The sequence below is a fragment of the Synechococcus sp. CBW1002 genome, from assembly GCF_015840915.1.
GTDB lineage: Bacteria > Cyanobacteriota > Cyanobacteriia > PCC-6307 > Cyanobiaceae > CBW1002.
This window is the reverse complement of sequence record NZ_CP060398.1, coordinates 3,411,878-3,430,887: the sequence shown is the minus strand read 5'-3', so window position 1 is coordinate 3,430,887 and position 19,010 is coordinate 3,411,878. Positions and strand designations below refer to the sequence as shown.

The window sequence follows — 19,010 nt, the reverse complement described above, 5'->3', positions numbered from 1 at the left end:
ATGGCAGTGATCGCTGTGGTGGCCAACCACCATGAACAGAACCAGCTGCCCAGGCGCAAGCCCATGCTCCAGGAGCCAGCCCATGGCCCAGACGCAAGCCGGATGTTCTGTTCCCGCCCGCAGGTGAGATGACACGGCTGGCCGGCTGGAACAGAGTTGGTCTGGAGGCTCGTTTATTCTTCTGATGTTCAGCCAGCTCCTTTCCGCCTCCAAAGCCTCCAAGGCGCTCAGAGAGAGCCTGCGCCTGATTCGCAATTACCAGAACGACGTTTCCCCACCGCAATTTCGTCGTGACAATCTGATCTTTCTGCCGATCCCATGCAGTGGCGGAGATCTTTTCCTTGATGCCTATCTTGGTTTCCAGATCAGGCCTCTGACGGTGGAGGAATGTTTCAGGTGCGATCGGCTGTTCTTCAGTTCAGCGTTTGTCTATGCTTTTGTCCGTCATCCGATCGATCGCTTTCTCGCGGTTATTCGCCGTGTGGATGCGGGCCAGCAGATCACTGAGCTGACCGCTTTACGCCGTGAATTGATGCGTTTTGGATCGTCAGCAGATGCGATTGCCGCCAACGTTGAAGCCGATTCACCGTTGCTGTCCCATCCCCTGTTTCGACCTCAGCATAGGTTCCTGGAGTTCAAGGAAAAGCTCTATGTTGATCGTGTGTTCAAGGCGGAGACCTGGAAAGCCGATCTTGATCTGTTGCAGACAATCACAGGCATCCAGCTTCGCTCACCCGACCCTGTCCAGGTGGAAGCGGCCCTGTCAATCGATGCGTCAGCATCAGGGCTAAGTGATGTGGCGATCGCCAACCTACGCAGGATCTATGCTAAGGACTTTGACCTGTTTGGATACCTCTGACTGATGACTTATGGTTAAAGTTCTTTGATTGATTCGCAAACCTATGGGCACCCTGATTGAGAACTGCCATGAACTATCTCACTGATCATCCGGTAGCGCGACGCATCTTCAATGCAATCAGAGATCGACCCTATGCCTGGGCTGTCTCTTCAGAAAGTCCGGCGAACAATTGCTATGTCAAGGGTATCGCGTTGCTTCAGCGGTTGGGAGTGCTGGGATATGGGGTTCGCGGGCGAGTTGGCGAGATCTGTTTCGGAGATATCATCCCTGCAGGAATTCAGAGCCTGCATCCCTCTGAATTCCTGCCCACCCACTTCTGGGTTGAGATCTGGTTGGATGGCGGTTGGCATGTTCTTGATTGCAGTTATGATCCACCCCTTGCAGAGGCTGGGTTGGTTGTGAATCAGTGGGACAGCAACAGGACGTGCTTTGAAATCACTAAAGTCTACTCACAAGAAGACATCATTGCCTATCAGATGCAATGGGAGGATCAGGGCCTTCTGTGCAGCTACTTTGAACTGGTGGCTCCGTTCGCGTGCGCATTCAATCAGTGGCTTGAGAATGTGCGAGTCGGTCCAAAGCTTGTTTGCCCTGAACCTGATGCTCAGTTGCCTGCATGACAGGATAATCTCGCTAGGGTGATATTGTCATGCCTCCATCAAGCGGGAGTGATACGCCATGGATGAAGTCTGATGCTGCGCTGGCAAGGAACAGGGCGACATTGGCGACCTCCTTGGGTTCGCCAAAGCGATGCAAGGGGATTCTCTTTTCCTTCAGTTCTCTCTGTTCCTTCATGGCCGGTTTATCCCAGATTGCGTGCCCCATATCAGTGAGGATCACTGTCGGGCAGATAGCATTCACGTGGATTTTATGCGGACCCCATTCAACCGCCATGGTGCGTGTGAGCTGATTCAGTGCCGCCTTAGATGCGGCGTAGGCACTCAGGCCTGGCGAGCCGACAAAGGCTCCAATCGACGAAATATTCACAATCTTCCCACTTCCTCGTGCGATCATCTGAGGAACTAAGGCTTGAGAAAGTAGTAGAACAGAGCGCAGATTCAAGTCAAAAGTCTCGTCCCACTCAGCCTGGCTAGTTTCCAGAATCGGTTTGACTATGGCGGCGATGCCTGCATTGTTGACGAGAACATCCCATGCAGGGCAAAGTTCCAGGGCTTTGTCTCCCGCTCTTTGTGCTCCTTCGGCGCAAGCCAGGTCTGCCGTGATCACATCGCAGTGTCGCCCTTTCCCTTCTACAAGGCGCTTTGTGTTGTGGAGTCCTGCCGTGTTCCTGCCGATCACTCCGATATCAGCTCCGGCTTCGGCAAATGTTTCAGCGATGGCTGCACCCAAGCCCTTTGAATCGCCTGAGATCAGCGCCCTTTGGCCATCCAGTCTGAAGTCCTTCATGGTTTCGACTCTCATTTCAGGTACGCATCACAAGATCTTTTCAGTTTTTCAAGCCTCAAGATCTCATTCTGCGGATCATGCTAATGAGGCCGGGAGGCACTGCGCAGTTTGGTCACGATCTTTCATTTCTGTCAGCCGGTTTGTTGTGCTGGAGCTTCTCTCCACAATCGCTTGCAATGTCAGCTAGAGAGTTGTAAGACGTGCCAGTCTAGCTTTCAGTCGTCAACCTGCTTCCGCTCCCCCGGTTCAGGAGACAGGTAGCGGTGACGCAACGTCCAGATTCTGGCCCAAGGGCTGTCAATATCGTCATCAAGACGAGCCAGTGGCCGGTTCCCATCACTCCCAGCTTCTGGACCTTTGGATGTCGCAGGCAATTCCCGGGACTCCTGGCGGATCGAGCGGTAGCCGCCCCGCCTCGCAGCAGGCTCATCAGCACCGTCGCCCGCAGAGCGGAAGGATGCTGCTGGGATATCACGCTTTGGTGGAGAACTTCTTTTCCCACCCTGAAACTGGACATGGACCTTGATGACGATCGGCAAGTCCTGATTTCACCCCAGCAACTGCAGTGCGATCCTGCTTCTTGATTGAGGGCTACGACAACCCTGAACGACGCCTCTCATCTGACGTGGCCCCCGGAAACTGAGCCCGTTCGACTACGGGCAGGAGTTCATCCCTGTCCGTACACTCATCCCAGAGAAGCTCTGAGACCTGCCCACCGAAAAGAGGGAACCTCAATGGCTTGCTCAGCTTGGCTGAGTTGGCTGACCAGGACCAGGCGGTTCTGAGCCTGTGAGCTCGGCAGTGGTCAGGGGTCTGTCCCCCTCCAGCACCACGGTGGCCAGGGCCGGAAACAGCAGCACTGTGAGTGCGGCGGCTGCCACGAGCACGGTGGCATCAGGTGGTGTCAACAGACCTGCCTGACGCGCCATCACGGCCATGGCCACCACCAGGGGCAGCTGGGTGGCGTTGTCCAGAGCCAGAGCCAGCCGCGACCGGGGGCTGAGCTGCTTTCGGAGCAGCAGCCAGACGGGAAGCCCCCGCACCAGCAGCATGGCTAACGCCAGCAGTGGTACCAGTCCCCAGAGGCTTGGCGCCTGAGCCAGCGCACGGACGTCAAGCTGCATGCCTGACACGATGAAAAACAGTGGAATCGCAAAGGCCTGGCCCAGACCATCCAGTCGTTCTCCGATCTTGAGACGATGCCGATGGGCAGTGCCCTCACGCACCAGCAGGCCGAGCACAAGTCCCCCCAGCGCCAGGTTGATCTGAACGACGTTATTGAGCACCACCATCAGGATCAGCGCACCCACGACCAGGCGGGTGGGCAACTGGGCCGATCGCTGCATGGTGTGCTCAAACAGTTCCTCCCAGCGGGACTGATGCCTTCGCACCAGCAGCAGTCCCAAGATCGAAACGGAGCCAAAGGCAACGAGAATGGTGGCCTCTTCTGGAGCACGCTGTCCTGCCAGCAGCAGGCTGAAAATCACGGTGGGCGCCACCTCTCCGAGGGTGGCCACGCTGATGAGCGTGCGGGCATAGCTCTCCGGGAGGTGGGTGCGATCCCGCAGCACCGGCATCAGGATGCCCAGGGCTGTGGTGGTGAGTGCCAGAGCCACGATCTGGAGATTGTCGAAACCAGCGAAGCTCACCAGCAGCATCGCCACGACCACGGCGAGGCCGGCGGACGCAAACCAGGCCGTGAGGGCACGCTGCAGCGGCTTGCCGCGCAGCAGGTCCGGCTGGATCTCAAGGCCGGCCACCAGAAACAGCATCCCCATGCCGAAGGCGGAGATGTTCGTGAGAAAGGGACCAACACTCACCAGGTGCAGACCCTGAGGACCGATCCATGCCCCGAGCGCCATCTCAAGCACGCCAGCGGGCAGTGGTAGCCACGGCAGCATCGCCGGGAGCCAGGCCGTCAGTAGGGACTCCTGAAAAAGATTCTCGGCCCATCGGCGCCGGATTCGTCCGTTTGCTTCGCGTTAATCAGGCTGGCAAGCGCGGTGACATCAAGTCGGCCAGATCTCAAAAGCATGGCTTGCAGATGCCCTCAGGCGCTCTGATCGCTGACCAGGCCATAAAAAAGCTGTAGATCCACCCAAAAAGAAGGACAAAAAAGAGGCGCAGCAGCCTCAAGACCTTTTCCGCGCACATCACGACAAAGGCCATCGAGATGGAGGATTCGGCACCAGCTGGTAGACGAGCCATGATCAGATCCAGGGAATACTTGCGCTTTCCAGAGCCAAAGACGCCTTCCACTTCATTGCGTCGAGCTTGATCAGATCGGAGCTGGTGCTTGTGTGCAGTGGTGACATCAGGATCCTTGGGCGGGCGACCCAATCGCTTGCCGGAGAGGCGAATACCGTTCCTCGTGCAGAAATGCCTATTCTTGGCCGTGATATAAATCCGGTCGGCGCAGATTCGCTCTGGGTAAGATCCTGTATCCAGCTTGTATTTTTCCGCCTGAGCGATAAGGTCTTCTCCTTCGTTGTAGGGGTTCCAGCTTGTGCGGTGCAAGAACGGAAAGCCGTTTTGAACCGAAACACTGATTTTGGCTCCAAACTCCACCGCAGCACGTGCTTTGCCTCGCACCATTGGGCGGATATGGGTCTGCACAAGATTCACCAGGCGGTCTGGAATGCTGTTGGTCTGAGAGGCGAGCAGAAGGCCCTGTTGCCGCTCCAACTCGCTGCAGGCCAACAACTTCTGCCACCAATGCCTCTTAAGCTCGGAAAGCCTTGCCCCGCAGCCGATCAGAGCATCAATGGCCTTGAGATTCTGCCGCACATAGCCAAGCTGATGTTTAATGGCAGCCTTCACTTTGCGGCGACGTGGTCGTTTTTGCTTCGCCACTCTCAGGAAATGAGCACGAGCAAGGCCACGGTCGTAGCGAGGTCGATGTCTCCTGAATCCCGATGACTGACTGCACAGATCATCAATGACTCGCTCGGTCGTTGTGCGAGCCTCGTTGAGGAGCTTGAGGTCTCTGGGATAGGTGATGTCGGCTGGAGTGCAACTGGCATCAATCGTGAGAGTGCCCCAATTCTTTCCTTCTGGCCAGTCAGCAGGCTTGATCAACGCATCAAGTTCTAGCTGAGCGCCTCCTCCACTGGAATCACGATCATCATGGTCGTCATCGTCTGCTGCCTGAGCAAGTGCTTCCAGAAGGATCTCTTTGCCGCGCTGCACCACCAGCTCGTTGATACGGCGCAGATCCTCGTCAGAAAAACGCTTGCGAAAGTGCACCATCATCGAGGCATCAAACGGTGCCTTAGCTGTGTAGCCCGCAAAGCCGAGAAAGAACTGAATATAGGCGTTCTCTCTGATCTGATGGACTGTCTCTTCGTCGGTGAGCCCTAACTTCTGTTTGATGTAGAGAGCACCAAAGGCCATTCTCACTGATTTGGCTGGAGCGCCAATTGTGGCGCTGAATTGAGGGGCATAGGTTTCTTCCAGCTCATCCCATGGGATCAGCCCCTCCAGTTGAACCCAGCGATTCTCGGGATCAAGTGTGCCGCCAAATGGCAGGTGGAACTCCTTGATTGAGATCTGACCGTTATTGTGCCTCCGGTACATATGGAACGATCAGGAGTAAAGGCAATCACGGATTGCCTGATTCACGGCCACTTTAGCGGTTTCTCATGCTTGAGACCAGCTGCGGCGCAATGGATCTGGATTGTTCAGGAGTCCCTCAGTAGGGACTCCTGAAAAAGATTCTCGGCCCATCGGCGCCGGATTCGTCCGTTTGCTTCGCGTTAATCAGGCTGGCAAGCGCGGTGACATCAAGTCGGCCAGATCTCAAAAGCATGGCTTGCAGATGCCCTCAGGCGCTCTGATCGCTGACCAGGCCATAAAAAAGCTGTAGATCCACCCAAAAAGAAGGACAAAAAAGAGGCGCAGCAGCCTCAAGACCTTTTCCGCGCACATCACGACAAAGGCCATCGAGATGGAGGATTCGGCACCAGCTGGTAGACGAGCCATGATCAGATCCAGGGAATACTTGCGCTTTCCAGAGCCAAAGACGCCTTCCACTTCATTGCGTCGAGCTTGATCAGATCGGAGCTGGTGCTTGTGTGCAGTGGTGACATCAGGATCCTTGGGCGGGCGACCCAATCGCTTGCCGGAGAGGCGAATACCGTTCCTCGTGCAGAAATGCCTATTCTTGGCCGTGATATAAATCCGGTCGGCGCAGATTCGCTCTGGGTAAGATCCTGTATCCAGCTTGTATTTTTCCGCCTGAGCGATAAGGTCTTCTCCTTCGTTGTAGGGGTTCCAGCTTATGCGGTGCAAGAACGGAAAGCCGTTTTGAACCGAAACACTGATTTTGGCTCCAAACTCCACCGCAGCACGTGCTTTGCCTCGCACCATTGGGCGGATATGGGTCTGCACAAGATTCACCAGGCGGTCTGGAATGCTGTTGGTCTGAGAGGCGAGCAGAAGGCCCTGTTGCCGCTCCAACTCGCTGCAGGCCAACAACTTCTGCCACCAATGCCTCTTAAGCTCGGAAAGCCTTGCCCCGCAGCCGATCAGAGCATCAATGGCCTTGAGATTCTGCCGCACATAGCCAAGCTGATGTTTAATGGCAGCCTTCACTTTGCGGCGACGTGGTCGTTTTTGCTTCGCCACTCTCAGGAAATGAGCACGAGCAAGGCCACGGTCGTAGCGAGGTCGATGTCTCCTGAATCCCGATGACTGACTGCACAGATCATCAATGACTCGCTCGGTCGTTGTGCGAGCCTCGTTGAGGAGCTTGAGGTCTCTGGGATAGGTGATGTCGGCTGGAGTGCAACTGGCATCAATCGTGAGAGTGCCCCAATTCTTTCCTTCTGGCCAGTCAGCAGGCTTGATCAACGCATCAAGTTCTAGCTGAGCGCCTCCTCCACTGGAATCACGATCATCATGGTCGTCATCGTCTGCTGCCTGAGCAAGTGCTTCCAGAAGGATCTCTTTGCCGCGCTGCACCACCAGCTCGTTGATACGGCGCAGATCCTCGTCAGAAAAACGCTTGCGAAAGTGCACCATCATCGAGGCATCAAACGGTGCCTTAGCTGTGTAGCCCGCAAAGCCGAGAAAGAACTGAATATAGGCGTTCTCTCTGATCTGATGGACTGTCTCTTCGTCGGTGAGCCCTAACTTCTGTTTGATGTAGAGAGCACCAAAGGCCATTCTCACTGATTTGGCTGGAGCGCCAATTGTGGCGCTGAATTGAGGGGCATAGGTTTCTTCCAGCTCATCCCATGGGATCAGCCCCTCCAGTTGAACCCAGCGATTCTCGGGATCAAGTGTGCCGCCAAATGGCAGGTGGAACTCCTTGATTGAGATCTGACCGTTATTGTGCCTCCGGTACATATGGAACGATCAGGAGTAAAGGCAATCACGGATTGCCTGATTCACGGCCACTTTAGCGGTTTCTCATGCTTGAGACCAGCTGCGGCGCAATGGATCTGGATTGTTCAGGAGTCCCCAAGAAGTCTTGTGGTATCAGGCTTCGAGAGATAGTGACACTTGGATCACACCAGCAGCGAATAACTCTGTTCAGGAGAAAGTTCCTGCCTCAGAGGTTGACGAGGGGGCCTGTTCAGAATGGCCAGTTCGCCTCAACTGGCTATGGACCGTATATAACTGAGCTCACGATCATGCTTTTGGCTAAACCATGGAGGCATCTTGATTCTTTCGGAGACGTTGTAAGTGTCAATTCTAAAGCATCCGGTAGCGGCGGTATTTACGACCAGAGATCAGAGATCTGATTGAATACAGCTTCGCCTATCTGCTGCCCAAGCAGGAGCCCACCCTGGTTTGCGTCGTCAAAATGAATGCCACCATAAATACGAGAAATCCCTGATTCCAGCCAGGCGTCTTGCCATGTAGCCCAAGACAGTGTAATCGGGATATTCTTTGACTTCTCAATTAGTGATGTTGTGGTTACAGAGGCGCCAAAATATGCGTTGCCAGTGATAAGATCGATGATCTTGCCAGCGGCAGAGGAAAACGTACTGTGCCCAGATACAAATTCGGCAAAAGGCGGAGAGTATCCTGCTCCAAGTGTCTGATACGTCTCCCAGTCGACGCCATTGATAAGCTCTCGCTGCTGTGTCTCTCTAGAGTAGGCAAAGACTTGAATTCCAGGAGCCAGCAAATCCTCGTCGCGTAGCAGGCCAAGACGACTGAGTTCTGTGATCGCTGATTGAGGCCGACCATAATCAGTTTCTGTCTTTAAGCCCCAGGCGGCCACCCCAGCTGAATAAAGGGCTTGTCCGATAGCAAAGAAGAGACGTGCGTCTTCGCTTCGATTGTTATCGTTTAGCTCTGATGCAAATCTGCCGAATTCCATCCATGTACCAGGCGGGAAGCCTGTTCCTGCTCCATCCTCCCAGAACTCTGCAATCAGCTTCTCTTCTGGCGTGAGATTTGCGCTGGCGTCGACAACGCGCTGAGCCTGAGCGATGAACCTGGGGTTGATCAGTGTACCTATGAGCTCAGTGGTAATGGGCTGGGTTTGTCCATCATAAGTTATTGTCCCATTGGCCAAGTCATATGAAGCACCATCAACAAGTAAGAAAGGCTCGGGTCGTGAAACGCTATCCTTGAGAGTATCCAGCTTTTTCCCGTCAAGAATCTGACGTACATCTCCCCACTGCGGCGTCAAGAATGTTTGCAAGCCACTGGATGGATCTCCCCCTACACGGTACTCGGGGCTCCAGCGATCTATGATCCGAATCTCTGCCGGCCCGCCATTCACGGACTCGTAATTGACAGAATCAGTAGAGCCGTCGTTGGCATAAAAATCATTGACACGGACTGCAATCTTATTGCCAAGCTTGCGTGCCTTCGCATCTAACTTGGATGGAATCGATTTTAAAATACTTGGCAGTGATAGCTCAATCAGCGGCGCTGAGTCGGGAGCTTGCGCAAGCATCGTTGCGCCGGCTGCGTAGGCAGTTACATTGTCTATGAACTTTTCACGGAGTTCATCGCTTAGATCTTTGGTGAATTTTATGACTTGACGCTCAAGTAGTCGGTCCGACTTCTTCGATCCTAGGCTTGTGAAGCTATTGGGGTCAAAAAGTTGATCAGCTTCGTAAAATGCCGAGCCTGCTGCTGCATAGAAACGTGCCGCAATTGTCGGTCCGATGAGGCCGTCTATCTTGACGGTCTTCGATGCAACCGCTTCGGTCGCTAGATGTGCGAGTTCGAAGATGACGGTCGTATTGCCATCTGTGCTTACTGTTTCGGTGTTAAGGGTAGGGGAGTCGAGATCAACCCGCTGCAGGATTGGTTTCGAGACTTCTATCGCGTCCAGGGCGCGCCTTTCTGAGTTCGACACAGTTCCAAGATAGAACGATCCTCTTGTCTAACCCATCGTGGTCCCGAACCATCTCTTGGGCCTGAATCGGCTAGAACTCATCTGACTTTATTCAGGGCTGATGGCCTGAGCTGGTTCTCGCCAGCCCAGCAATGGCAGCAAGCCCTTGATGTCGTGCGACAACGCGGCCAGGTCTTTGATGATCGACCAGAACCCATCGAAGTGCAGCGCATCCATCGTCAGGCTCCTGAGCGTGGCCATGATCTGAACGCCGTTGTCCTCGCGGTCGCGTTGGGCGCCTTTCTGTCGCTGGGTATCGCGAGACCGGTGCCAGCTGTTCTCCATGTTCCGGCGATCACAGACCTGCTGCGGCAAGGCCCCTGAGGTGGGTGCCTTTTATTGGACAGTTCCGGCCCCTGACATCGTTAACCCAGGACGGGTGGAACATGGTTCGGCCTCAGTGTAGACCGCGTGGGGAGTTTTGCCTCCAAGGGAACTGTGAGGTCTTACATGGCAATACCGCCACAGGAAGCGGGCCAGGCTGATTTCAGCGTCCCAGCCATCGCTGTATGCCCGTAGGTAGACCTCCTCGTACTTGACAGTCCTCCACAGCCGTTCAACAAGGATGTTGTCGTAGCACCGCTTTCTGCCGGACCAGCTGATCTGGATCCGCTCCCCTTTGAGTCTGGCCACAAAGTCAGCGGACGTGAACTGACAGCCTTGATCGGAGTGGAAGATCTCTGGCCTACGGCCGCCTCCCAAGGCCATCTCCAGGGCCTCCAGACAGAACTTCGTGTCAAGGCTGTTGGAGAGCCTCCAGCTGAGCACATGCCTGGAATGGAGATCCATGATCGCCACCAGATAGAGGAACCCTTTCTGCAGAGGGATGTAGGTGATGTCGGTCGCCCAGACCTGATCCACCGACGTGACCTGCGTGAGGTCCACCAGGCAGGGGAACCGCACGGACGGATCACCTGGAACCGTCGTCCGGGGCTTCTGGTAGATCGCCCGTAATCCCATGCGCCGCATGAGGTTTCGCACTCGATCTCGGCTGATCGGGATACCATCTTGGGCCAGATAGTCCACCATCCGGCGGCTGCCGCTGCAGGGATCCTCCAGGTAGAGAGCATCGATCCTGGCCATGATCCGCAGCGTCGATACACGGACCGGTGTCGGCCGGTAGTACAGCGTGGATCGAGGCAGCCCCAGCAGCGCACACTGCCTGCTGATGCTGAGCTCGGGGTGGTCGTGATCGACCAGCTTGCGCAGTTCACGGGCATCAGAGCAGTTGAGACTTTTTTTTGAGCCACTCCAGCTCCATCTGCAGCCGTCCGATCTGCTGGAACAGCTCCGCCTCCTTGGCCTGCCCCTCCTCCTTGTCCTTGGTCTTCTTGCCTCGGGTGAAGAGCTCGCTGGCACCGTCCAGGAGCTGCCGCTTCCACTGGCTCACCTGGATCGGGTGGATGGCGTGGTCGGCGGCGATCTCCTGGATCGTCTTGCGGCCACTGATCGCCTCCATGGCGACCCTGGCCTTGAACTCGGGGCTGTGGGTGCGGCGCTTGCTCATCGGTGGGAGCCCCTTTCAGGGGCGGTACCCCGCCTCAGAGGTTAACGATGGGGCCTGTCCAGAAAAGCCAGACCACCTCACCCGGCACCGACGAACCGGTAGCAGAAACTGCCCTGGTTCATCCACGGCATCCACTGCTCGCCTCACCTGCTTCCAGATCGCTGGCTTCACCTGTCACTCATCCTGCAGGCTCGGCCGAGGCCCGGCCCCAGCATCAGGGCCGGATCCATCGCCAGTGCCTGGCGGGCGCTGGTGTCTACATCCAGCAGCACCGCAGAGGCGGCCAGCTGCTGGACCATGCAGGGGGGCGTTGCAGCACAACGGGCAATCCTAATGCCGGAAATGTCAAGCTTCCGATGCAGGAAGACGTGGTTTTTGATGTAGCCAAGAACGAGACGGCCAAGGCGTTTCGTCTGGGCACCAGCTTCTACTCCCTCTTCTGTTTCCAGTCACTCCTGCTTCTCAGGGGCGACCGTGGCGAGTTTCTGAACCCCCTGTGGCTCAGCAGCTTGGTCTTCACCGTCTCGTCGGTGATGTCGTTCCATTCCAGCACCCCCTCAGGTTGCTTTGTTGCCCGCAGATCCGCCCCGCCCAGGGCCGTGAGCGCCCCCAGGATTGTCCTGAAGCTCGGCAGCGTCGCTGAGGTGGCTCCTGACGGTCGTGGTCAATGGGGGCACTGCCCTGCCTCCAGTGATCCCAGCAGGATTGGGGGCCGACAAGCTTGATGTGCCCTGCAATGGCTCAGAACCCGTTTTCGACCACGAGCTCCTTCAGCGGGAGCTGGCCGGGCTTTGGCCAGGGCTCCTGGGTGCCCTTGCCGATCGCCACCATCGGCCCCATCACGTGGTCTGCCGGCAGGTGGATCAGCTCGGCCAGTTTCTCGATCTCGAAGCCGATCATCGGACAGCTCTGATAGCCCATGCCGGTGGCGGCCAGCATCAGGGTCTGCATGGCCAGGCCGATCGAGCGCTGGGCTTCATCGCGCTGCAGCCACTCCCTCCCGTCATGGAAAGGGCCCATCCAGCCCACCAGCAGATCGGCCACCGGCTGGGGAGCTCCTGCCCAGTAGCGCTGCGGCTGCTTGCTCCAGGCCTTGACGTCGGCGGTGAACAACACCAGCAGCGAGGCATCGGTGATCTGGGCCTGGTCGTTGCCGTACTCCTTGCGGATCGTGCTCCGCAGCGCCGGATCACGCAGGATCACAAACCGCCAGTGCTGGATGTTGAAGCTGGTGGGCGCCTGGATGGTGGCCTCGAGCAGCCGCCGTTCCTCCTCCGCGGTCAAGCGATGGCTCGGATCGAAGTGCTTCACGGCCCGCCGCGCGTAGATGGCGTCGATCACGTCCATGGCAAGGCGGGGCAGAGGTTCTGGATGTCGACCCTATCGGCCCCGGCTGGATTTCTCCAGATCTCCACAATCCTGCCGCTGACCAAGCCGGTCACGGGGGGGCATGGGACAGTCGATTGGTCGTGTCGGCTGCATGGTTGGTTGGACAGCACCTCTCGCAGCCGATCGCGCAACCTCTGCAGCGGCTGCACCAGGTCGACATCGTCCAGCAGGCCTCGCTCGGGCAGGCAGGTTTCATCGCTGCGCCGCACATCACTGAAGCGGGCCACGGCCTGCGACACCGTCTCCGAGAAGTCGGGTCTAGCCGCCAGCAGTTCCCTGAAACTGCCACTGGGGATGTCAAACACGAGGCTGTCTTCCGTGGCCCACATCGAGGTGGGATAAGCCACCGGCAGTCGATGGGGTTGTTCACCGAAGAACTCCGCCTCACCGAAGCTGAACAGTTGGCGGCTGATGCGATCCGTCTCCTGGATGGCGGTGATGCGACCCTCCAGTACCAGATGGAGCGCAAGACTGTCTTCTGCCTTGTGGATCAGCACCTCTCCGGCTGCAACCCTTCGGCGAGCGTCGCTTCCACCAGTTCACGCAGCCTGCGGGCATCGAGATTGCTGAAACAGGGAATCTCTGCCAGCCGCTGCTCCCGTGCCGGCAGGGGCTTCGGATGAGGCTTCGGTTATGGCGCGGTGGGCGTCTCACCGGCCTGCGGCCTCGCCATCCTGCTGGGCAGGAGTTGCATCATCTGCTTCTCGCCCTGAAGGTGAATCCCACGGGCGCTGAGTCCATGCTGAATGGCGTAAGTCAGGGCGCTGCGCAGCAGGGCCTGGCTATGGATGGCGCTAGTCCAGACCCACAACTCGAACTCCAGCTTCTGTGGCACCGCCAACCCCGCCTCCAGCAAAGCCTCCGTCACTAGCAGGGGTTACAGCTCTACATCACGCTCACCACCACATCGACCCGCCCGTCGCTGCTCGCGTCGCTGAGCTTGTGTACCGGGGTGTTGGTGATCATGGCGTTGGGCAGCACGATCTCTGGCCCCTGGAACGTGCGGATCACCGTGGAGCGAAAGGAGATCTCGCGGATGTAGTCGCAGATGGAGGCGGATTCGATCAGATCGCCCACCTTGAGCCTGCTCTTCAGCAGCAGGGTGAGGCCACTGCTGAGGTTGCGGGTCAGGTCCTGCAATCCGAAGCAAACACCGACGCTACGGGCCCCGTACATGGGGACTCCTGAAAAAGATTCTCGGCCCATCGGCGCCGGATTCGTCCGTTTGCTTCGCGTTAATCAGGCTGGCAAGCGCGGTGACATCAAGTCGGCCAGATCTCAAAAGCATGGCTTGCAGATGCCCTCAGGCGCTCTGATCGCTGACCAGGCCATAAAAAAGCTGTAGATCCACCCAAAAAGAAGGACAAAAAAGAGGCGCAGCAGCCTCAAGACCTTTTCCGCGCACATCACGACAAAGGCCATCGAGATGGAGGATTCGGCACCAGCTGGTAGACGAGCCATGATCAGATCCAGGGAATACTTGCGCTTTCCAGAGCCAAAGACGCCTTCCACTTCATTGCGTCGAGCTTGATCAGATCGGAGCTGGTGCTTGTGTGCAGTGGTGACATCAGGATCCTTGGGCGGGCGACCCAATCGCTTGCCGGAGAGGCGAATACCGTTCCTCGTGCAGAAATGCCTATTCTTGGCCGTGATATAAATCCGGTCGGCGCAGATTCGCTCTGGGTAAGATCCTGTATCCAGCTTGTATTTTTCCGCCTGAGCGATAAGGTCTTCTCCTTCGTTGTAGGGGTTCCAGCTTGTGCGGTGCAAGAACGGAAAGCCGTTTTGAACCGAAACACTGATTTTGGCTCCAAACTCCACCGCAGCACGTGCTTTGCCTCGCACCATTGGGCGGATATGGGTCTGCACAAGATTCACCAGGCGGTCTGGAATGCTGTTGGTCTGAGAGGCGAGCAGAAGGCCCTGTTGCCGCTCCAACTCGCTGCAGGCCAACAACTTCTGCCACCAATGCCTCTTAAGCTCGGAAAGCCTTGCCCCGCAGCCGATCAGAGCATCAATGGCCTTGAGATTCTGCCGCACATAGCCAAGCTGATGTTTAATGGCAGCCTTCACTTTGCGGCGACGTGGTCGTTTTTGCTTCGCCACTCTCAGGAAATGAGCACGAGCAAGGCCACGGTCGTAGCGAGGTCGATGTCTCCTGAATCCCGATGACTGACTGCACAGATCATCAATGACTCGCTCGGTCGTTGTGCGAGCCTCGTTGAGGAGCTTGAGGTCTCTGGGATAGGTGATGTCGGCTGGAGTGCAACTGGCATCAATCGTGAGAGTGCCCCAATTCTTTCCTTCTGGCCAGTCAGCAGGCTTGATCAACGCATCAAGTTCTAGCTGAGCGCCTCCTCCACTGGAATCACGATCATCATGGTCGTCATCGTCTGCTGCCTGAGCAAGTGCTTCCAGAAGGATCTCTTTGCCGCGCTGCACCACCAGCTCGTTGATACGGCGCAGATCCTCGTCAGAAAAACGCTTGCGAAAGTGCACCATCATCGAGGCATCAAACGGTGCCTTAGCTGTGTAGCCCGCAAAGCCGAGAAAGAACTGAATATAGGCGTTCTCTCTGATCTGATGGACTGTCTCTTCGTCGGTGAGCCCTAACTTCTGTTTGATGTAGAGAGCACCAAAGGCCATTCTCACTGATTTGGCTGGAGCGCCAATTGTGGCGCTGAATTGAGGGGCATAGGTTTCTTCCAGCTCATCCCATGGGATCAGCCCCTCCAGTTGAACCCAGCGATTCTCGGGATCAAGTGTGCCGCCAAATGGCAGGTGGAACTCCTTGATTGAGATCTGACCGTTATTGTGCCTCCGGTACATATGGAACGATCAGGAGTAAAGGCAATCACGGATTGCCTGATTCACGGCCACTTTAGCGGTTTCTCATGCTTGAGACCAGCTGCGGCGCAATGGATCTGGATTTTTCAGGAGTCCCTACATGACTGCCAGGCCCCGGAAATCGAGCCCCATGCCCTGGGCCACGGCCACGTCGCCGAACGCCGCCAGTCCCAGGGCCAGCAGCGTTCCGATCGCCTCGCGGCGACTTTCCTTCAGGCCCAGCCAGACCAGCACCCCCTTGGCCAGCACAAAGCGGAGCAGTCGTGCCGCCGCGGTCACGACCAGCAGCAGGCCTCCCACCTGCAGCAACCGGAGTAATGACAGCGATTGCCGCCCCAGCGGAATCAGCGGTGCGCTGAACAAGCGGTGCGCTGAACAGCCGTGGCAGCCAGTTCAGTGGGATCAATCCATCTCGGCTCCATCCTCCCCCCGATCGGCCACGCCGTGCCCCTCCAGTGGTTCGGCGCTGATCCCCTCGATCTCACGCAGATAGCGGGCTAGGCTATCTGCCTTACCATGGGTCACGTACACCTGCCGGGCGCTGGTGTCCTTGACCGTGCGCACCAGGCCGTCCCAGTCGGCATGGTCACTCAGCACGAATCCGCGTTCGAAGCCCCGGCGTCGCCGGGCGCCGCGCACCGCCATCCAGCCGCTCACGAAGGCCGTCTGGGGCCATCGGAAGCGCTTTATCCAGGCTGAACGATGGGCGGCCGGTGGCGCGATCACCAGGCGGCCCGCCAGGGAGTCGCTTCGCGGGATTGCGCTCACTGCCTGGGTGGGCGGCAGTGCTAGGCCCGCCTCGCGGTAGGCCGGCATCAGGGCCTGAACGGCGCCATGGAGCAACACTTCGTCGCTCACGCCGACGGCGTGGAGCTCCGCCAGGATTCGCTGCGCCTTACCGAAGGCATAGGCAAACAGAATCGATGGACGATCCGGTGCCGTCTGCCACCACCGCTGGATCTCAGTGGCCACCTCGGCGCCGGGACGCCAGCGGTAGATCGGCAGGGCGAAGGTGGCTTCTGTGATGAACACATCGGCCTGCACAGGTTGGAACGGCTGGCAGCTGGGATCGGCGCAGCGCTTGTAATCGCCGCTCACCAGCCAGCTTTCGCCGCCGGCCTCCAGCCGCACCTGGGCCGAACCGAGCACATGGCCGGCGGAATGGAATGACACCCGCGCCGCGCCGATTCTGAGCTCCTGGTCGTAGACGACGCGGTTCAGCTCAATGGCGCTGCCGAGCCGTTGCCGCAGGATCGCCTCACTGGCGCCGATCGCCCAGTATTCACCGCAGCCGGGGCGGGCATGGTCGGCATGGGCGTGACTGATCAACGCCCGCGGCACCGGTCGCCAGGGATCAATCCAGGCCTGGGCCGCCGGGCAGTACAGGCCCTCGGGGGTGAGCTGCAGCAGACCATCCGGCGGCAGGGGCATGGCGCGGAACGAACAGGGTGCTGGCGCGATCACCGCATCCTGGCGATGCCGCGCCGTTGACGGCGCGCTGCAGTCCCTCTAGCCATGGACTAACTGATGCAGCAGGCCCATGGCGCTCGACGCCTTTCGCGAAGAGCTGGCGAGCACGGCGGCCGCTCTGGCGGCTCCAGGCACCGGTCTGCTGGCGGCCGATGAATCCACCGGCACGATCGGCAAGCGCTTTGCGGCGATTGGAGTGGAGAACACCGAGGAGCATCGCCGGGCCTATCGCACCCTGCTGGCCACCGCCCCAGGCCTGGGCGACGCGATCAGCGGCGTGATCCTCTACGAGGAAACCCTGTTTCAGGATGCCCCGGACGGTGGCTCGATTCTTGATCTGTTCAAGGCCCAGGGCCTGGTGCCGGGGATCAAGGTCGATCAGGGGGTGGAGCCTCTGGCCGGTGGGCTGTCCGGTGAGAGCTGGTGCACCGGCCTCAAGGGTCTCCAGCAGCGGGCCGCCCGGTACTACGAACGTGGTGCCCGCTTCGCCAAATGGCGCGCGGTGCTGCGCATCACCGCCGATGGCTGCCCGTCGGAGCTCTGCGTGCGTGAGAACGCCTGGGGGCTGGCCCGTTACGCCCGCACCGTGCAGGAGGAAGGACTGGTGCCGATCGTGGAGCCCGAAATCCTGATGGATGGCGACCACGACATCGAGACCACTGCCGCGGTGCAGGAATGGGTGCTGCGCCTTGTCTACGAGGCCCTGGCGATCAACGGAGTGTTCCTCGAGGGCAGCCTGCTGAAGCCGTCGATGACCTTGCCGGGCATGGGTTGCGCCCAGGCTCCAAGCCCCGAGCAGGCCGCCGCTTATACCCTGCGCACCCTCGAGCGGACGGTGCCGGCCAGTGTGCCGGCGATCCTGTTCCTCTCCGGTGGTCTCAGCGAAGAGGAAGCCAGCGTCTATCTCAATGCCATCAATGCCGCCGCCGATGGGGCTCCCTGGCATCTGGGTTTTTCCTATGGCCGGGCCATGCAGCAGTCGTGCCTGAAGCACTGGGCCGGCGTTGACATCGAGGCCGGTCATGGGGCCCTGCTGGCCCGGGCCCGGGCCAATGGGGATGCGGCGCGGGGGATCTACGTGCCTGGCTCCCAGCCCTCCGATGGCAAGTCTCTGTACGTGGCCAACTACAGCTACTGAGCAGCCCAGGCAAGCTCCAGGGAGGCTGCTCAGCGGCTCATCTCCAGCATCCGCTGGATCGGCATCAGGGCTCTCTGGCTGGTGGATTCATCGAGTTCGATCGCCGGGCTGAGATCCCGCAGGCAGCGCCACAGCTTCTCCAGGGTGTTGAGCCGCATGTAGGGGCAGCTGTTGCAGCTGCAGCCATCGGCTCCGGGCACCTCGAAGAACGTCTTGGAGGGCGCCGCCTTGCGCATCTGGTGGAGGATCCCTGGTTCAGTGAGCACGATCAACTCCTGGGCCGGGCTGGCTGCGGCGCGGTGCAGCAGCTTGCTGGTGGAGCCGATGAAGTCCGCCAGGTCCAGCAGATGCTCCTGGCACTCGGGGTGGGCCAGTACCTCGGCGTCCGGGTGCTCCAGTTGAAGCTGCAGCAGCGCCTGCTCACTGAAGGTCTCGTGAACCATGCAGCTGCCGGGCCAGAGGGTGAGCTCCCGGCCGCTCTGGCGCTGCACCCAGCGGCCCAGGTTCTGATCGGGAGCGAACAGGATCGGCTGGTCGGCCGGTAGTTGCTGCACCAGATCCACGGCGTTGCTGCTGGTGCAGATCAGATCGCTCTGGGCCTTCACTGCTGCGGAGCAATTGATGTAGCTCACCACGAAGTGCTCGGGATGCTCGGCTCGAAAGGCGGCGAAACCATCGGCCGGACAGGCATCCGCCAGGGAGCAGCCGGCCTCCAGGTCGGGCAGCAGAACGGTCTTGCCGGGATTGAGGATCTTTGCGGTCTCGGCCATGAAATGGACGCCGCAGAACACGATCACGTCGGCGTCGGTGCTGGCCGCCTTGCGGGAGAGTTCGAGCGAATCACCGATGAAGTCGGCGATGTCCTGAATGGCGTCGTCCTGGTAGTAATGGGCCAGGATCACGGCCCGCCGCTCGCGGCTGAGCTCGCGGATCGCCGCCGCCAGATCCCTGGGCACCTCCAGGGTGTCGGTTGCGTTGGTGAGCTGGGCGGCTGAAACCAACCGGAACCTCGGGGCAGGCAGGATGATCC

The 19,010-nt window shown here is 58.6% G+C and carries 19 protein-coding genes; 3 read left to right on the top strand and 16 right to left on the bottom strand.

All coding sequences use genetic code 11. From position 1 onward, the window contains the following. The first annotated feature begins 184 nt into the window (after nucleotides 1–184). Together H8F24_RS16935 and H8F24_RS16930 are read left to right on the top strand one after the other, a co-directional pair. Entirely contained in the window at nucleotides 185–859 is a 675-nt protein-coding gene (locus tag H8F24_RS16935; RefSeq protein ID WP_197170313.1) for a hypothetical protein, read from the top strand. A gap of 68 nt (nucleotides 860–927) precedes the next feature. Beyond that, entirely contained in the window at nucleotides 928–1,479 is a 552-nt protein-coding gene (locus tag H8F24_RS16930; RefSeq protein ID WP_197170312.1) for a hypothetical protein, read from the top strand. Between the two features lie 13 nt (nucleotides 1,480–1,492). Here H8F24_RS16930 and H8F24_RS16925 read toward each other — a convergent pair whose 3' ends face one another. The 15 genes from H8F24_RS16925 to H8F24_RS16865 all read right to left on the bottom strand — a co-directional run bounded on the left by H8F24_RS16925 (nucleotide 1,493) and on the right by H8F24_RS16865 (nucleotide 16,803). Further along, entirely contained in the window at nucleotides 1,493–2,266 is a 774-nt protein-coding gene (locus H8F24_RS16925; protein WP_197170311.1) for an SDR family NAD(P)-dependent oxidoreductase, read from the bottom strand. 743 nt (nucleotides 2,267–3,009) lie between these two features. Further along, nucleotides 3,010–4,128 (bottom strand): cation:proton antiporter, encoded by a 1,119-nt coding sequence (locus H8F24_RS16920; protein ID WP_231597926.1) that lies wholly within the window; start codon nucleotides 4,126–4,128, stop codon nucleotides 3,010–3,012. 163 nt (nucleotides 4,129–4,291) lie between these two features. Continuing rightward, entirely contained in the window at nucleotides 4,292–5,842 is a 1,551-nt protein-coding gene (locus H8F24_RS16915; protein WP_197170305.1) for an IS5 family transposase, read from the bottom strand. A 222-nt stretch (nucleotides 5,843–6,064) separates the two neighbouring features. Further along, nucleotides 6,065–7,615, bottom strand: coding sequence for an IS5 family transposase (locus H8F24_RS16910; protein WP_197155761.1), 1,551 nt, complete (start codon nucleotides 7,613–7,615; stop codon nucleotides 6,065–6,067). Nucleotides 7,616–7,988: 373 nt separating this feature from the next. Continuing rightward, nucleotides 7,989–9,590 carry a vanadium-dependent haloperoxidase gene (locus H8F24_RS16905; RefSeq protein WP_197170309.1) on the bottom strand — a complete coding sequence of 534 codons (1,602 nt, stop codon included), beginning with the start codon at nucleotides 9,588–9,590 and terminating at the stop codon, nucleotides 7,989–7,991. Between the two features lie 87 nt (nucleotides 9,591–9,677). Then, nucleotides 9,678–9,944 (bottom strand): hypothetical protein, encoded by a 267-nt coding sequence (locus H8F24_RS16900; RefSeq protein ID WP_197170308.1) that lies wholly within the window; start codon nucleotides 9,942–9,944, stop codon nucleotides 9,678–9,680. A gap of 21 nt (nucleotides 9,945–9,965) precedes the next feature. Beyond that, nucleotides 9,966–10,799, bottom strand: coding sequence for an IS3 family transposase (locus H8F24_RS16895; RefSeq protein WP_231598221.1), 834 nt, complete (start codon nucleotides 10,797–10,799; stop codon nucleotides 9,966–9,968). Between the two features lie 49 nt (nucleotides 10,800–10,848). Continuing rightward, nucleotides 10,849–11,136, bottom strand: a complete 288-nt coding sequence (locus H8F24_RS19750) for a transposase (RefSeq protein ID WP_231597691.1) — start codon at nucleotides 11,134–11,136, stop codon at nucleotides 10,849–10,851. A 167-nt stretch (nucleotides 11,137–11,303) separates the two neighbouring features. Further along, entirely contained in the window at nucleotides 11,304–11,435 is a 132-nt protein-coding gene (locus H8F24_RS19990) for a hypothetical protein (RefSeq protein WP_255518215.1), read from the bottom strand. A gap of 442 nt (nucleotides 11,436–11,877) precedes the next feature. Beyond that, nucleotides 11,878–12,483 (bottom strand): nitroreductase family protein, encoded by a 606-nt coding sequence (locus tag H8F24_RS16890; RefSeq protein ID WP_197170307.1) that lies wholly within the window; start codon nucleotides 12,481–12,483, stop codon nucleotides 11,878–11,880. Further along, nucleotides 12,474–13,022: a Crp/Fnr family transcriptional regulator gene (locus H8F24_RS16885; RefSeq protein ID WP_197155937.1), complete on the bottom strand. Its 549-nt coding sequence runs from the start codon at nucleotides 13,020–13,022 to the stop codon at nucleotides 12,474–12,476. The genes H8F24_RS16890 and H8F24_RS16885 overlap by 10 nt, the downstream gene beginning before the upstream one ends. Before the next feature lie 388 nt (nucleotides 13,023–13,410). Further along, nucleotides 13,411–13,701, bottom strand: coding sequence for a mechanosensitive ion channel domain-containing protein (locus H8F24_RS16880; protein ID WP_197170306.1), 291 nt, complete (start codon nucleotides 13,699–13,701; stop codon nucleotides 13,411–13,413). A gap of 102 nt (nucleotides 13,702–13,803) precedes the next feature. Beyond that, nucleotides 13,804–15,354 (bottom strand): IS5 family transposase, encoded by a 1,551-nt coding sequence (locus H8F24_RS16875; protein ID WP_197170305.1) that lies wholly within the window; start codon nucleotides 15,352–15,354, stop codon nucleotides 13,804–13,806. A gap of 114 nt (nucleotides 15,355–15,468) precedes the next feature. Then, on the bottom strand, nucleotides 15,469–15,672 hold the full coding sequence (locus H8F24_RS16870; protein ID WP_197170304.1) for a hypothetical protein: 204 nt from the start codon (nucleotides 15,670–15,672) through the stop codon (nucleotides 15,469–15,471). Between the two features lie 102 nt (nucleotides 15,673–15,774). Then, nucleotides 15,775–16,803: a ligase-associated DNA damage response exonuclease gene (locus tag H8F24_RS16865; protein WP_197170303.1), complete on the bottom strand. Its 1,029-nt coding sequence runs from the start codon at nucleotides 16,801–16,803 to the stop codon at nucleotides 15,775–15,777. 109 nt (nucleotides 16,804–16,912) lie between these two features. Here H8F24_RS16865 and H8F24_RS16860 point away from each other — a divergent pair, with 109 nt between their 5' ends. Next, complete coding sequence (locus tag H8F24_RS16860) at nucleotides 16,913–17,980, top strand: class I fructose-bisphosphate aldolase (protein ID WP_197155931.1); 1,068 nt, start codon at nucleotides 16,913–16,915, stop codon at nucleotides 17,978–17,980. A 29-nt stretch (nucleotides 17,981–18,009) separates the two neighbouring features. Here H8F24_RS16860 and nadA read toward each other — a convergent pair whose 3' ends face one another. Beyond that, a complete protein-coding gene (nadA, locus tag H8F24_RS16855) occupies nucleotides 18,010–18,981 on the bottom strand; it encodes a quinolinate synthase NadA (RefSeq protein WP_370594642.1) in 972 nt (323 codons plus the stop codon). Between the last annotated feature and the right edge of the window lie 29 nt (nucleotides 18,982–19,010).